Annotated in this window: 13 protein-coding genes and 2 tRNA genes; 9 read left to right on the plus strand and 6 right to left on the minus strand. The window is 68.1% G+C overall.

What is annotated here, in order from left to right:
• Nucleotides 1–6: 6 nt before the first annotated feature.
• Together galT and IEZ27_RS24755 are read right to left on the minus strand one after the other, a co-directional pair.
• Nucleotides 7–1,077, minus strand: a complete 1,071-nt coding sequence (gene galT, locus IEZ27_RS24750; RefSeq protein ID WP_189649416.1) for a galactose-1-phosphate uridylyltransferase — start codon at nucleotides 1,075–1,077, stop codon at nucleotides 7–9.
• On the minus strand, nucleotides 1,074–1,853 hold the full coding sequence (locus IEZ27_RS24755) for a DeoR/GlpR family DNA-binding transcription regulator (RefSeq protein WP_125636437.1): 780 nt from the start codon (nucleotides 1,851–1,853) through the stop codon (nucleotides 1,074–1,076). Before IEZ27_RS24755 ends, galT begins: the two co-directional genes overlap by 4 nt.
• 138 nt (nucleotides 1,854–1,991) lie before the next feature.
• Between IEZ27_RS24755 and IEZ27_RS55600 the strand changes: the two genes are divergently transcribed.
• On the plus strand, nucleotides 1,992–2,069 hold the full coding sequence (locus IEZ27_RS55600) for a 50S ribosomal protein bL37 (RefSeq protein ID WP_125636474.1): 78 nt from the start codon (nucleotides 1,992–1,994) through the stop codon (nucleotides 2,067–2,069).
• A gap of 55 nt (nucleotides 2,070–2,124) precedes the next feature.
• Here the strand turns inward: IEZ27_RS55600 and IEZ27_RS24760 are convergent, their stop codons facing one another.
• The 3 genes from IEZ27_RS24760 to IEZ27_RS24770 all read right to left on the minus strand — a co-directional run bounded on the left by IEZ27_RS24760 (nucleotide 2,125) and on the right by IEZ27_RS24770 (nucleotide 4,305).
• Nucleotides 2,125–3,435: a TrpB-like pyridoxal phosphate-dependent enzyme gene (locus IEZ27_RS24760; RefSeq protein WP_185844748.1), complete on the minus strand. Its 1,311-nt coding sequence runs from the start codon at nucleotides 3,433–3,435 to the stop codon at nucleotides 2,125–2,127.
• Between the two features lie 89 nt (nucleotides 3,436–3,524).
• Nucleotides 3,525–4,154: a nucleoside/nucleotide kinase family protein gene (locus IEZ27_RS24765; protein WP_189649417.1), complete on the minus strand. Its 630-nt coding sequence runs from the start codon at nucleotides 4,152–4,154 to the stop codon at nucleotides 3,525–3,527.
• Nucleotides 4,155–4,234: 80 nt separating this feature from the next.
• Nucleotides 4,235–4,305: transfer RNA gene (locus tag IEZ27_RS24770), tRNA-Gly, on the minus strand.
• Between the two features lie 89 nt (nucleotides 4,306–4,394).
• Between IEZ27_RS24770 and IEZ27_RS24775 the strand changes: the two genes are divergently transcribed.
• Nucleotides 4,395–4,471 (plus strand) — tRNA-Pro (locus IEZ27_RS24775).
• Nucleotides 4,472–4,561: 90 nt separating this feature from the next.
• Complete coding sequence (locus IEZ27_RS24780) at nucleotides 4,562–5,062, plus strand: DinB family protein (protein ID WP_189649418.1); 501 nt, start codon at nucleotides 4,562–4,564, stop codon at nucleotides 5,060–5,062.
• 10 nt (nucleotides 5,063–5,072) lie between these two features.
• Here IEZ27_RS24780 and IEZ27_RS24785 read toward each other — a convergent pair whose 3' ends face one another.
• Nucleotides 5,073–5,567 carry an ATP-binding protein gene (locus IEZ27_RS24785; protein ID WP_189649419.1) on the minus strand — a complete coding sequence of 165 codons (495 nt, stop codon included), beginning with the start codon at nucleotides 5,565–5,567 and terminating at the stop codon, nucleotides 5,073–5,075.
• A 232-nt stretch (nucleotides 5,568–5,799) separates the two neighbouring features.
• On the opposite strand from IEZ27_RS24785, the gene IEZ27_RS24790 reads away from it, so the two are divergent.
• The 6 genes from IEZ27_RS24790 (at nucleotide 5,800) to IEZ27_RS24815 (ending at nucleotide 14,046) form a co-directional block, all read left to right on the plus strand.
• Nucleotides 5,800–6,666, plus strand: coding sequence for a helix-turn-helix domain-containing protein (locus IEZ27_RS24790; protein WP_189649420.1), 867 nt, complete (start codon nucleotides 5,800–5,802; stop codon nucleotides 6,664–6,666).
• Between the two features lie 162 nt (nucleotides 6,667–6,828).
• Nucleotides 6,829–8,220 (plus strand): trigger factor, encoded by a 1,392-nt coding sequence (tig, locus tag IEZ27_RS24795; RefSeq protein ID WP_125649906.1) that lies wholly within the window; start codon nucleotides 6,829–6,831, stop codon nucleotides 8,218–8,220.
• 453 nt (nucleotides 8,221–8,673) lie between these two features.
• Nucleotides 8,674–9,306: a ClpP family protease gene (locus tag IEZ27_RS24800; RefSeq protein WP_125649908.1), complete on the plus strand. Its 633-nt coding sequence runs from the start codon at nucleotides 8,674–8,676 to the stop codon at nucleotides 9,304–9,306.
• Between the two features lie 11 nt (nucleotides 9,307–9,317).
• On the plus strand, nucleotides 9,318–9,941 hold the full coding sequence (locus IEZ27_RS24805; RefSeq protein WP_125649911.1) for an ATP-dependent Clp protease proteolytic subunit: 624 nt from the start codon (nucleotides 9,318–9,320) through the stop codon (nucleotides 9,939–9,941).
• 185 nt (nucleotides 9,942–10,126) lie between these two features.
• Nucleotides 10,127–11,410: an ATP-dependent Clp protease ATP-binding subunit ClpX gene (gene clpX, locus IEZ27_RS24810; RefSeq protein ID WP_125649914.1), complete on the plus strand. Its 1,284-nt coding sequence runs from the start codon at nucleotides 10,127–10,129 to the stop codon at nucleotides 11,408–11,410.
• A gap of 62 nt (nucleotides 11,411–11,472) precedes the next feature.
• A complete protein-coding gene (locus tag IEZ27_RS24815) occupies nucleotides 11,473–14,046 on the plus strand; it encodes a valine--tRNA ligase (protein WP_189649421.1) in 2,574 nt (857 codons plus the stop codon).
• The last annotated feature ends 380 nt before the right edge of the window (nucleotides 14,047–14,426 follow it).

Genomic DNA, 14,426 nt, shown 5'->3' on the forward strand with positions numbered 1-14,426 from the left:
AATCAATTAGTGATCAATTCGTGATCGCAACATGCGTGCCGCCTCCTCGGGCAGCACGTCGTTGACGAACGCCCCCATGGCCGACTCCGACCCCGCCAGGAACTTCAGCTTCCCGGGCGCGCGCCTGATGCTGAACAGCTCCAGGTGCAGGTAGGCCAGGTCGCGGCCGTACCGGACCGGTGCCTGGTGCCAGGCCGAGATGTACGGCATCGCCACCCCGAACAGCGCGTCCAGCGCCCGCAGCACCGAGGTGTACAGCGGCGCGAACGCGGCCCGTTCCTCCTCCGACAGCGCCGCGAGGTCGGGCACCTGCCGGTGCGGATACACGTGCACCTCGAACGGCCAGCGCGCGGCGGCCGGCACGAACGCCGTCCACAACTCGTTGGAGGCCACCACCCGCGTGCCGGCCGACCGCTCGGCGGCCAGCACGTCGGCGAACAGGTTGCCGCCCGTGTACCGCGAGGCGGCCCCGAGCTGGAGCTTCGTCCGCGGGGTCACGTAGGGGTAGGCGTAGATCTGCCCGTGCGGGTGCGCGAGCGTGATGCCGATCTCCTCGCCCCTGTTCTCGAAGGGGAACACCTGCTCGACGCCCTCGATGCCGGACAATTCGGCCGTGCGGTCGGCCCACGCCTCCATGACCAGCGCGACCTGGGCGTTGGAGAGCCTGGAGAAGGAGGAGGAGTGCTCGGAGGTGAAGCACACCACCTCACACCGCCCCATACCCGGACGCACTTCACTCAGCCCGCCGACGTCCCCGTAAGTCCCGAAATTTCCGGAAAAAGAGGGGAAGCGGTTCTCGAACACCACCACGTCATAGTCGTAGGACGGGATCTCCGACGCCCGCGTGTCCGACGACGGGCACAACGGGCACTCGTCGGTCGGCGGCAGGAACGTCCGCGTCTGCCGATGGCCGGCGATCGCGATCCACTCCTCGGTCAGCGGGTCGTAGCGCAGCTCCGAGGCCACCGGACGCGGGTCGAGCGCCCGCCGGTCGATCGCGCTCCGGTCGGCGTCGTCGCGCCGGTCGAAGTAGATCAGCTCTCGGCCGTCTGCCAGGTGGGTGATGGTGCGCTTCAAGGCGTGCCCTCCGCGATGATCAGTTCTCCGGCCCGTTCGGCCAGTTCGGTGCGTGCTTCCTCGGGCAGCCCGGCGTCGCTGATGACCACGTCGGCCTCGGTCAGCTCGGCGATCGTGCTGATGCCGACCGTGTTCCACTTGGTGTGGTCGGCGGGGACCACCAGCCGGTGCGCGGCGGCCACCAGCTCCCTGTCGGTCTCGGACTCCAGCAGGTTGGGCGTGGTGAACCCGGCGCGCAGGCTCATGCCGTGCACCCCGAGGAAGAGCGTGTCCACGTGCAGGCGGCGGATCGCGGCCACCGCCACGGGGCCGACCAGCGCGTCGGAGGGCGTACGCACGCCGCCGGTCAGCACGACCGTGCGGTCGGCGCGCGGGTTGCGGTGGAAGACCTCGGCGACCGGTATCGAGTTGGTGATCACGGTCAGCTCGGGCACGGCGACCAGGTGATGGGCCAGCGCCCAGGTGGTGGTGCCGGCGGAGAGCGCCACGGCGGTGCCCGGCCGTACGAGGGTGGCCGCGTGCCGGGCGATGGCCTCCTTCTCCTGCTGCTGGCGGGCGGACTTGGCGGTGAAGCCCGGCTCCTCGGTCGAGCCGGGGCCGAGCGCCGTCGCGCCGCCGTGCACCTTCTCCAGCAGGCCGCGCTCGGCGAGCACTTCCAGGTCGCGGCGTATCGTCATGTCGGAGACGCCGAGCTCGCGCACGAGGTCGGCCACTCGGACGCCGCCGCTGCTGCGTACGCGTTCGAGGATCGTCTGCTGACGCTGCTGTGCGAGCACGCCCACCCCTTCCAACAGATTCCACCAAATTATGACACGGCTTTGTTGAGGAATGTTAGGTCAGGGCGTATCGCTTGTGCGACTGACGGGCAGGGGAGACGTTGAGGGTTACGTTCCCGACCTCCGGAGGTTGAGCCCATGGCGAAACGCGCACGCAAGGGCAGGGCGCGCAAGAAGAAGAAGGCGAACCACAGGAAGCGCCCGAACGCGAACTGACCGAGGGTGGCCGCGGTACCCCCGCGGCCACCCCTTCAGGCTCTCTCAGCCTCTCTCAGCCGGGCAGTTCGCTGAGCGCCTGGTCGAGGCGTTCCTGCGGGAGCGTGTAGTCCTCCAGCTCGCCGGCCAGGTGGCGGTCGTAGGCGGCCAGGTCGAAGTGGCCGTGCCCGCACAGCGCGGTGAGGATCACCTTCTCCTCGCCGCTCTCCTTGCAGCGCAGCGCCTCGGCGATGGTCTCGGCCAGCGCGTGCGTGGGCTCCGGGGCCGGGACGATGCCCTCCGTCCGCGCGAAGCGCACACCCGCCTCGAAACACTCGCTCTGCGTACGGGTGACCGCCTCGAACAGGCCCAGTTCGTACATGTGGGACAGCAGCGGCGCCATGCCGTGATAGCGCAGCCCGCCCGCGTGGATGGGATCGGGGACGAAGGAATGTCCGAGGGTGTGCATCTTGAGCAGCGGGGTGAGCCCGGCGGTGTCGCCGAAGTCGTAGGCGTAGACCCCTCTGGTGAACGACGGGCAGGCGGCCGGCTCGACCGCGCGGAACACCGTGCCGATCCGTCCGGCCAGTTTCTCCCGCAGGAACGGGAAGGCGAGCCCGGCGAAGTTGGAGCCGCCGCCGGTGCAGCCGATGACCAGGTCGGGCAGTTCGGGCAGTTGGGCCAGCGCCTCCTCGCCGATCACCGTCTGGTGCAGCAGGACGTGACTGAGCACCGACCCGAGCGCGTACCGGGCCTCGGGGATCGAGGCGGCCACCTCGACCGCCTCGCTGATCGCCAGGCCCAGGCTGCCGGGGGAGTCCGGGTGGTCGGCGAGCGCCTTGCTGCCCGCACCGGTGACGGGGGAGGGGCTGGGATGGACGGTGGCGCCGTAGACCCGCATGAGCGAGCTCCGGTACGGCTTCTGGTCGTAGGAGGCACGGACCATCCAGATCCGGCATTCCAGGCCGAACTGAGCGCAGGCGAACGCCAGGGCCGACCCCCACTGCCCCGCGCCGGTCTCCGTGGTCAGCAGCCGTACGCCTTCCTTGGCGTTGTAGTACGCCTGGGGCACCGAGGTGTTCGCCTTGTGCGAGCCGGCCGGTGAGACGCCTTCGTACTTGTAGTAGATGCGGGCCGGGGTGCCGAGGGCCTTCTCCAGCCGGTGTGCCCTGATCAGCGGCGTGGGCCGCCACAGCCGGTAGACGTCGAGGACCTCCTGGGGAATGGGGACGTATCGGTCGCCACTGACCTCCTGCGCGATGAGCTCCATGGGGAACAGCGGCGCGAGGTCGTCCGGGCCGACGGGCCGGCGGGTGCCCGGGTGGAGAGGAGGCGGCGGTGGCACGGGCAGATCGGGAACGATGTTGTACCAGTTGCTCGGGATCACCGTTCCAGTGTCCGCCGTGCTCACGCTCCGTCAAGCATCTGTACACGCAGACGACCGGACCTTCCCGAGGGCCGCGTCGCCGCTCGGGCTCAGTCGTCCGCCAGCACCGCCAGCCGGTCCGCGTGGTCGGCCCTGACCACCACGTCGGCGGTCCGCTGCGGCCGCGCCTCGCGCTCGTACCGCTCGTAGGCGGGCAGCCGCCACCGTTCGTCCTCGGGGGTGCGCCGCGCCAGCGCCCCCGCCGACAGCCACACGTGCACGCTCACCTCGAACGGCAGCCCCCGCCCCAGCAGCAGCGTCCCGTCGACGAGCACGACCCCGCCGGGCGCCAGCCCCTCGTACGGCAGCCGGTACGCCCGATCGATCCCGCTGTCCCACAACGCCGGCAGCACCCGTCCGGGGCCGCCCGGCTCCAGCGGTTCGAGCACCTCCCGCAGCAGCCCTTTGACGTCGAGCCAGTCCTCGTAGAAGACGTCGGGATCGGTCCTGCCGTGCTCCAGCCTGAGCGAGGCCGGCCGCAGGAAGTCACCGGCCGACACCCGCAACACGGGCCGCCCCCGAAGCCGCAGGGGCGCGACCAGCTCGTCGGCCAGCACGCCGGGCTCCGCCGGGGGCGCCCCGTCGACGGCCACCCGTACCCAGGCGTCGCTGGGCCGCGCGGCGACGCGCTCGGCCAGCTCCTCGACGAGCGTCTCCCGGGAGATCGGTCGTGCACGCATCGCCGCCAGCCTACAGCCCCGAAGATCACGAAAGGCCAGGCCCCCGAAACCCGGGATGACCTGGCCTTTCGCCATACGAGAGCGGACGACGGGAATCGAACCCGCGTAGCTAGTTTGGAAGACTAGGGCTCTACCATTGAGCTACGTCCGCGCGAACCGGTCGAACTCTGGTCTAGACTTCATCCGGTCGTCAGGGCGTAAGCGTACCGGAGTAACGGACCGCATGCGCACCCGGCGAGGCGGGGCGTGGCGCAGCTTGGCAGCGCGCTTGCTTTGGGAGCAAGAAGTCGCAGGTTCAAATCCTGTCGCCCCGACCAGCTGACGGGCCCCTTTCCGCAAGGAAAGGGGCCTTCTGCTTGACCGCTGTTTCCGCCAGGGCTGGACGAACCGCCCACTAAGGTCGACACGTGACAGACAATCGTGTGCCCCCGCCACTCACCGGCGACGAACGGACCGTGCTCGGCAACTGGCTCGAATGGCATCGCGGCACCCTGGCGGTGAAATGTGCCGGCCTCACCGCGGACCAGCTCAGGCTCCGGGCCGCCGAGCCCTCCACCCTGTCGCTGCTCGGCCTGGTACGGCACATGGCCCACGTCGAGCGCGTCTGGTTCCGCCGCGTGCTGAACGGCGAGGACATCCCCCGCCTGTGGAACAAGGACGTCGACAACGACGCCGACTTCAACGACGTGGACACGGCGTCGGCCGAGGAGGCGTTCGCCACCTGGCAGGACGAGATCGAGCGCGCGCGGGTCATCTCGGCCGCCAACTCCCTCGACGCCGTCGCCGACAGGAACGGCCAGGACTGCACCCACCGCTGGATCCTCATCCACATGATCGAGGAGTACGCCCGCCACAACGGCCACGCCGACCTGCTGCGTGAGCGCATCGACGGCGTAACCGGCGAGTGAACCGGGGGCGTCAGCCCTCTTCGGTCCGGCCCTCCTCGGCGCGGAACAGCGCCCATACGGCCTTGCCGCCGCGGTCGAGCGGGTCCCAGCCCCAGCACTGGCTGTAGGTCTCGACGATGTAGAGGCCGCGCCCGTTCTCCGAGATGAAGTCGGGCTCCTTGCGGCGCGGCACCTCGTCGCTCGGGTCCGCCACGGCCAGCAGCACGTGCGGCGACACGCGCATCAGCAAGAGCTCGATCTCCCGCCGGCCGGCCGCGTACATCGCGTACCTCACGGCGTTCGTCACCAGTTCCGACACCACGAGCGCGGCGTCGTCGCTCAGCTCGTGCAGACCCCATCCCCGCAGTGTGGAGCGGGTCACGTCCCTGGCGGTCTTCACCGAGTCGGCCTGGAAGGGCAGCGGGCACGCGGTCGTGTTGGGCTTCCCGCCCTTGAGCAGGTGGTCGAAGCCCACCTCACGGGTGATCTGCAGGCAATCGGCAGTGGCCAGAGGATCCTCCACCATGCCGCCGATACCTCCCCGTAGCCCTCGGTTTAGTGCACGTTTGGCCCACAATGCACTAAGCCATCATGGGTCACGAACGCGGCGGCTGCAAGACCCAAATGCACGTGCAGCTGCAATGTGCAACAGCATGCGCCTTTTGGGGCAAAACTCTCCTAATCGGACACGAGGTTGAGACCTTGTCATACCCGGCAATGTGGTGTCACTGTGTGTGCGGACCTTGATAGGAGGCAAAGTGACGCAGAACCAGCCGGGTTCGGGGCCGACGGCGCTGCGCATCCTCCTGGGCTCCCAGCTGCGAAAGCTCAGGGAAGCGAACAATGTCACCCGCGAGGAGGCGGGCCACCTCATCAGGGGCTCAGAATCCAAGATCAGCCGTATGGAGCTGGGCCGGGTCGGGTTCAAGGAACGTGACGTCGCCGACCTGCTCACCCTCTACGGGGTCATGGACGAGCAGGCCCGCGCCGCCGTCCTCGACCTGGTGGCGACCGCCAACGAACCCGGCTGGTGGCACCGGTTCAACGACGTCCTGCCCACGTGGTTCCAGGCGTACGTCGGCCTTGAGGAGGCGGCCGCCCGGATCAGGACGTACGAGGTCCAGTTCGTCCCGGGACTGCTGCAGACCAAGGAGTACGCCAGGGCCGTCGTGACCGCGGGATCGGCGGGCATAGCGGCGGAGGAGATCGCCAGGCGCGTGGACCTCCGGCTGGAACGCCAGAGGATCTTCGACCGCCCCGACGGCCCGGTCTTCTGGGCCGTCATCGACGAGGCCGCGCTGCGCCGCCCCATCGGCGGGTTCGAGGTCATGCGCGCTCAGCTCGAACACCTCATCGACCTGATGCGGCAGCCCAACATCACCATCCAGATCATGCCGTTCAGCTTCGGCGGCCACAGCGCCGAGGGCGGGGCGTTCAGCATCCTGCGTTTCCCCGACCGGGACCTGCCCGACGTGGTCTACGTCGAGCAGTTGGCCAGCGCGCTGTACCTGGACAAGCGCGAGGACGTGGACCGATACACAGAAGTCATGGAGCGGCTATGCGCCGTGAGCACCACCCCGGATGAGACGATCGATCTGCTGCGGACGATCGCCGAGGAGTTCTGACGGCGACGGCGTCGTTGTTCGGTACGCATCTGCCCTAGACTGGCCATCGGCGTTGGATCCCGCCGTGGCGGAGCATGCCCGACGCTCATGTGGGCGCGGCGCGTGAGCCGTACCGAATGGACGCGCCCGCGATCACTCGTAGCTTGATCAAGGAGACCATCCGTGAAGACCGCTGTCGAGGAGCTCAGCCCGACCCGGGTCAAGCTCACCGTCGAGGTGCCGTTCGACGAGCTGCGCCCGAGCATGGATGCGGCGTACAAGAAGGTCGCGCAGCAGGTGCGCGTCCCCGGGTTCCGGCCTGGCAAGGTTCCGGCCCGCATCATCGAGCAGCGCTTCGGCCGGGCGGTAGTGCTGGAGGAGACCCTCAACGACGCGGTGCCCAAGCTCTACGGCCAGGCCGTCGACGAGGTCGACGTGTTCCCGGTGAGCCAGCCCGACATCGAGGTCACGAAGATCGACGACGGTGAGCAGATCGAGTTCACCGCCGAGGTCGACATCCGGCCCAACTTCGAGGTGCCCGACTACCAGGGCGCCGAGGTCACCGTCGACTCCGCCGAGGTCTCCGACGAGGACGTCGACGGCCAGCTCGACGGGCTGCGCCAGCGCTTCGCGACGCTGACCGGCGTCGAGCGCGCCGCGGCCAACGGCGACTTCGTGGTGATGGACCTGCGCGCCGAGATCAACGGCGAGAACATCGAGGAGCAGCAGGCCAGCGAGGTCTCCTACGAGGTCGGCGCCGGCTCGGTGCTGCAGGGCCTCGACGACGCCCTCGTGGGCATGTCCGCGGGCGACGAGAAGAGCTTCAAGACCGAGCTCGTCGGCGGCGAGAACGCCGGCGAGGAGGCCGACGTGATCATCAACGTCAAGTCGGTCAAGGAGAAGGTCCTGCCCGAGCTCGACGACGAGTTCGCCCAGCTCGCCAGTGAGTTCGACACGCTCGACGAGCTCAAGGCCAGCATCCGCGAGCAGGCCCGCCGCAACAAGCTCATCGACCAGGTCGTCCAGGCTCGTGAGAAGGCCCTCGACGCGCTGCTCGAGAAGATCGACATCCCGATGCCGGAGAGCGCGCTCAAGGCCGAGGTCGACGCCCGCAAGCACAACCTCGACCACCAGATCGCCGAGAGCGGTCTGAGCCGCGACGCCTTCTTCCGTCTGTACCAGACGACGGAGGAGGAGCGCTTCGCCGAGTTCGACACCAACTCCGCCAAGGCGCTCAAGGTCGGCTTCGTGCTCGACAAGATCGTCAAGGCCGAGGAGCTGGGCGTCAACGAGCAGGAGCTGACCAACTTCGTCGTGCGCCGCGCCATGGAGATGGGTGTCCAGCCCAACGAGCTGGCCAAGCACCTCGCCGACAACGACCAGCTCACGCTGGCCATGGTCGAGATCGTCCGTGACAAGGCCAAGTCCGTGCTCGGCGACGCCGCCAAGGTCGTCGACAGCGACGGCAACGAGGTCGACCTCAAGGCGATCTACGCCGAGATCAACGGCGCTCCGGTCGAGGAGGAGGCCGACGAGGCCGCCGAGACCGAGTCCGAGGACAAGGCCGAAGCCTGACCTTTCCGAGGCCCCCGTTCCGTCGTGGTTCGGGGGCTTCGCGCTGCCCCCGAACCGTGCCGGTCTCGGGGGCTTCGTGCTTTCCCGGGCCAAACCTGGAGGGCCGGCTCTGTGGTCCGGGCCAGGCGCTGGGGCGGCCCGTCGCGCTCTCGCCGCCGCTGAGGGCCCCGTACGGCCCCGCACGGCCGCGTCCCGCCCATGCGCCCCGGAGGCTCCTGAGGGGCCCAGGACGCCCCTGAAGCGCTCAGGCGACCCGCTGCCGGTGCCCGCCGAAACGCCCGGAGAACCCACCGTCGAGCCGGACGTGGAGGAACGGCGTAGGCTGGCAGAAAGCCGGTGACCCAGACCTGCGCCGTCAGCGAACAGTACGGGGGACCGGGCATGAGCTGTAGGCGCCGCGCGTTAAGGTCACAAGCAAAGCCAATCGATTACGACGCATCGGAAGGTGACGCTGTGACCAGCCCGCCGACCTTCTATCAGCCTGAGTCGCGAGGCCGTGAGAACGGCTCGTCCTTCCGGCTTGAGGACCAGCTTTACCAGCGCCTGCTGCGTGAGCGCATCATCGTGCTCGGTCAGGAGGTCAACGACGAGATCGCCAACCGGATCTGCGCGGAGCTGCTGCTGCTCGCGGCCGACGACCCCGAGCGCGACATCACGCTGTACATCAACTCGCCGGGGGGCTCGGTGAGTGCCGGTATGGCGATTTACGACATGATGGAATATGTGCCTAACGACGTGTCCACGGTGGTGATGGGCATGGCCGCCTCCATGGGGCAGTTCCTGCTCACCGCCGGCGCCCGCGGCAAGCGCTACGGCCTGCCGCACGCCCGCGTCATGATGCACCAGCCGTCCGGCGGCATCGGCGGCACCGCGGCCGACATCGCCATCCAGGCCGAGCAGATGCTCTACGTGAAGAAGACGCTCGCCGAGCGGATCGCCTTCCACACGGGGCAGCAGCTGGAGCAGATCGAGTCCGACTCCGACCGCGACCGCTGGTTCACGGCCGAGGAGGCGAAGGACTACGGCTTCATCGACCACGTGGTGCGCAGCGCGCGGCAGGTGCCCTCCGTGGGCCCGGTCTCCTAGGGGGAGCTGACATGAACATCCAGAGCCGTTACGTTCTCCCCTCCTTCGTCGAGCGCACGTCTTACGGCGTGAAGGAGATGAACCCGTACAACAAGCTCTTCGAGGACCGCATCATCTTCCTCGGGGTGCAGATCGACGACGCGTCGGCCAACGACGTGATGGCCCAGCTGCTGACGCTGGAATCGCTCGACCCCGACCGTGACATCAGCATCTACATCAACTCGCCCGGTGGCTCGTTCACGGCCATGACGGCGATCTACGACACGATGCAGTTCGTCCGGCCGGAGATCCAGACCGTCTGCCTCGGCCAGGCCGCCTCGGCCGCGGCCGTGCTGCTGGCCGGCGGCACCCCGGGCAAGCGCTTCGCGCTGCCCAACGCCCGGGTGCTGATCCACCAGCCCTCCACCGAGGGCGGTGGCCAGGGAAGCGACATCGAGATCCAGGCCCGCGAGATCCTTCGTATGCGATCCCTCCTTGAGGACATCGTGGCGAAGCACACGGGCAAGGCCTCTGCCGACGTCCGCAGGGACATCGAACGCGACAAAATTCTCAACGCGGACGAGGCAAAGGCGTATGGTCTGATCGACGACATCATCCCGACAAGGAAGAAACGAGCTCAGGCCGTCGCTTCCTAGTTGAGATGTGACCGCACCGGAGCGCTGCCCAATAGGGCACGTTCCGGTGCGACTCGCCGCTAGGGGGCTCACTGAGGGCCCAGAAGACGGTAACGTCGAAACCTGAGCGGTTCGGCCTAGTCCGGAGGATGTCCGGAGACACTGCTCGCGTGAGCAGGGCGGTCCCACGCAAAGGAGTATCTGGGGTGGCACGCATCGGCGACGGGGGAGACCTGCTGAAGTGCTCTTTCTGCGGGAAGAGTCAGAAGCAAGTCAAGAAGCTCATTGCCGGTCCAGGCGTCTACATCTGCGATGAGTGCATCGATCTCTGCAACGAGATCATCGAGGAGGAGCTCTCCGAGTCCTCCGAGCTCAAGTGGGACAACCTGCCCAAGCCGAGGGAAATCTACGAGTTCCTCGACGCCTACGTCATCGGACAGGACAAGGCGAAGAAGGCGCTCTCGGTGGCGGTCTACAACCACTACAAGCGGGTGCAGTCCGGTGACCGGGGCAGAGACGACGGCCTTGAGCTGGCCAAGAGCAACATCTTGTTGCTCGGGCCGACCGGGTCGGGAAAGACTCTCCTCGCACAGACTCTGGCGAAGATGCTCAACGTGCCCTTCGCCATCGCCGACGCCACCGCGCTCACCGAGGCGGGCTACGTCGGCGAGGATGTCGAGAACATCCTGCTCAAGCTCATCCAGGCCGCTGACTACGACGTCAAGAAGGCCGAGACGGGCATCATCTACATCGACGAGGTCGACAAGATCGCCCGCAAGAGCGAAAACCCGTCGATCACTCGCGACGTATCCGGCGAGGGCGTGCAGCAGGCGCTGCTGAAGATCCTCGAAGGCACCACGGCCTCGGTGCCGCCGCAGGGCGGGCGCAAGCACCCGCACCAGGAGTTCATCCAGATCGACACCACCAACGTGCTGTTCATCTGCGGTGGCGCCTTCGCGGGCCTCGAAAAGATCATCGAGTCGCGCGTCGGCAAGAAGGGCATCGGCTTCAACGCCATCATCCGCTCGAAGGAAGAGGTCGACACGGCCGACATCTTCGGCGACGTGATGCCCGAGGACCTGCTGAAGTTCGGCATGATCCCCGAGTTCGTCGGCCGCCTGCCGGTCATCACCTCGGTCCACAACCTCGACCGCGAGGCGCTCATCCAGATCCTCACCGAGCCGCGCAACGCGCTGGTCAAGCAATACCGCAAGCTGCTTGAGCTCGACGGTGTGGAGCTGGAGTTCACCGACGGCGCCCTGGAGGCCATCGCCGACCAGGCCATCCTGCGCGGCACCGGCGCGCGCGGGCTGCGCGCGATCCTGGAGGAGGTGCTCCAGTCCGTCATGTACGAGGTGCCCTCTCGTCAGGACGTCGCCCGGGTGGTCATCACCCGCGAGTCGGTGCTGGAGCACGCGATCCCGACGCTCGTCCCGCGTGACCAGCTCGCCGCCAAGCAGCAGCGCACGCCGCGCGAGAAGTCGGCCTGACAGTCCCAGAAACGCCCCCGGGATCCATCCCGGGGGCGTTTCGCTTGCCCGGCTCCCTAGAATTGGTCACTGTGACGACGCAAGAGCTGCCTACCCAGTACACACCGGCCGACGTCGAGACCCGGAGCTACGAGCGCTGGGTGTCCGAAGGCTACTTCCACGCCGACCCGGGCAGCTCGCGCGTGCCGTACAGCATCGTCCTCCCTCCGCCCAACGTGACGGGCGTCCTGCACATCGGGCACGCGCTCGACCACTCCGTCCAGGACGCGCTGACCCGCCGTGCCCGCATGCAGGGTCGCGAGACGTTGTGGCTGCCCGGCATGGACCACGCCGGCATCGCCACCCAGAACGTCGTGGAGCGCGAGCTGGCCAAGCAGGGCCTGTCCCGCCACGACCTGGGCCGCGAGGCGTTCGTCGAGCGGGTCTGGGAGTGGAAGGAGGAGTCCGGCGGCAAGATCCTGGGCCAGATGCGCAAGCTCGGCGACGGCGTCGACTGGTCGCGCGAGCGCTTCACCATGGACCCGGGCCTGTCGCGGGCCGTCCAGACCATCTTCAAGAAGCTCTTCGACGACGGGCTCATCTACCGCGCCGAGCGCATCATCAACTGGTGCCCGCGCTGCCTGACCGCGCTGTCCGACATCGAGGTCGAGCACAGCGAGGACGAGGGCGAGCTGGTCTCGATCCGCTACTCCGACGAGATCGTGGTGGCCACCACCCGCGCCGAGACCATGCTCGGCGACACCGCCGTGGCCGTCCACCCCTCCGACGAGCGCTATGCCCACCTGATCGGCACGATGGTCGAGGTGCCGCTGACCGGCCGCATGATCCCGGTGGTCGCAGACGAGCACGTCGATCCCGCCTTCGGCACCGGCGCGGTCAAGGTCACCCCGGCCCATGACCCCAACGACTTCGAGATCGGCCGCCGCCACTCGCTGCCGTCGCTCACGGTCATGAACGAGCGCGGCGTCATCACCGCCCACGGTCCCTTCGAGGGCCTCGACCGTTTCGAGGCACGCCCGGCCGTGGTCGCCGCACTGCGCGCCGAGGGCCTGATCGTCGCCGAGAAGCGCCCCTACCTGCACTCGGTCGGCCACTGCTCGCGCTGCAAGACCGTGGTGGAGCCGCGGCTGTCGCTGCAGTGGTTCGTCAACGTCTCGCCGCTGGCCAAGGCCGCCGGCGACGCCGTGCGCGACGGCCGCACCCGCATCCACCCGCCGGAGCTGGCCAAGCGCTACTTCGACTGGGTCGACGACATGCACGACTGGTGCATCTCCCGCCAGCTCTGGTGGGGCCACCGCATCCCGGTCTGGTACGGTCCGGCCGGCGAGGTCGTCTGCGTGGGCCCCGACGAGGAGCCGCCGGCCGGCTACACCCAGGACGCCGACGTCCTCGACACCTGGTTCTCCTCCGGCCTGTGGCCGTTCTCGACGCTGGGCTGGCCCGACTCCACCCCTGAGCTGGAGAAGTTCTACCCGACCTCCGTCCTGGTGACCGGCTACGACATCCTGTTCTTCTGGGTGGCCAGGATGATGATGTTCGGCCTCTACGCCATGGACGGCCGTCCGCCGTTCCAGACCGTGGCCCTGCACGGCATGGTCCGTGACCAATACGGCAAGAAGATGTCGAAGTCGTTCGGGAACGTGGTCGACCCGCTCGACTGGGTTGAGCGTTTCGGCGCCGACGCCACCCGCTTCACGCTGCTGCGTGGCGCCAACCCCGGCGCCGATGTGGCGGTGAGCGAGGAGTGGGCGGCCGGCTCGCGCAACTTCTGCAACAAGATCTGGAACGCCACCCGCTTCGCGCTGATGAACGGCGCGGCCGTGGGCTCGCTCGACGGGCTCGACCTCACCGCGGCCGACCGCTGGATCCTGTCACGCCTGCAGAGCGTGGTGAACGCGGCCGACGCGGCGTTCGAGGAGTTCGAGTTCGCCAAGGTCTCCGACCTGCTCTACCACTTCGCCTGGGACGAGGTCTGCGACTGGTACCTGGAGCTGGCCAAGATCCAGCTCGGGGAGGGGCTCGAACACACCCGGCTCGTGCTCGGGCACGTGCTCGACGCGCTGCTGCGGCTGATGCATCCGCTGGTGCCGTTCGTCACCGAGGAGCTGTGGCGGGCGGTGACGGGCGGCGAGTCGATCGTCGTGGCCCCCTGGCCGCAGGCCGACCCCCGTTACGCCGACCCGGCGGCCGAGGCCGAGATCGACGCTCTTCAGGAGCTCGTGACCGAGGTCCGCAGGTTCCGTTCCGACCAGGGGCTCAAGCCCGGCCAGAAGGTGGCCGCGCGGCTGGGGCTGGCCGGCACGCCGCTGGAGGCCCAGGAGAGGGCGATTCGCGCGTTGCTGCGGCTGACCGAGCCGGCGGAGACGTTCAACGCCACAGCGCGCTTCAGCGTGGGCGGGGTGACCGTGGAGATCGACACCGCGGGCGCCATCGACGTCGTGGCAGAGCGCAAGCGCCTGGAGAAGGATCTCGCCGCGGCCCGCAAGGAGGCCGCGCAGGCGACCGGCAAGCTGGGCAACGAGCAGTTCATGTCCAAGGCACCCGACGACGTGGTGGCCAAGGTCAGGGCCCGTGCCGAGCAGTCCGCCGCGGACATCGCGCGCCTTGAGGCGCAGCTGTCCGGGCTCGGTGTTTGAACCATACGCACGCGGGGAAGGTCCATTCGTTACCGAAGATGGACCTTCGACGTCCTCGGGGCTGCTACAGTTTTCAACGCGGGGCCGATCAGCCCCGACACCCCTGCTGATCAACCCCGACCTTCGGGCTGCCTAACCTCGCGGTTGGACAAAGGCCGAAAGTTAGAGTAAGTTAGCAGGGTTGCTCCAAAACGGAGCAGGTCCGGAAGCTCCCGGATCGGGCGGTTTGACAAGAATCGTCCGGATCTGGTAGACTGAAGGAAATGAAATGTGAGGGCCTCTGAGCGAGGATCCGGGAACGGGTTCTGGTGAGGAAGTACGCGTCCGTTTCTTGAGAACTCAACAGTGTGTTTAAAAGCCAGTGCATGAAAACCATGCAT

The organism is Nonomuraea spiralis (assembly GCF_014648435.1).
Classification (GTDB): Bacteria; Actinomycetota; Actinomycetes; order Streptosporangiales; family Streptosporangiaceae; genus Nonomuraea; species Nonomuraea spiralis.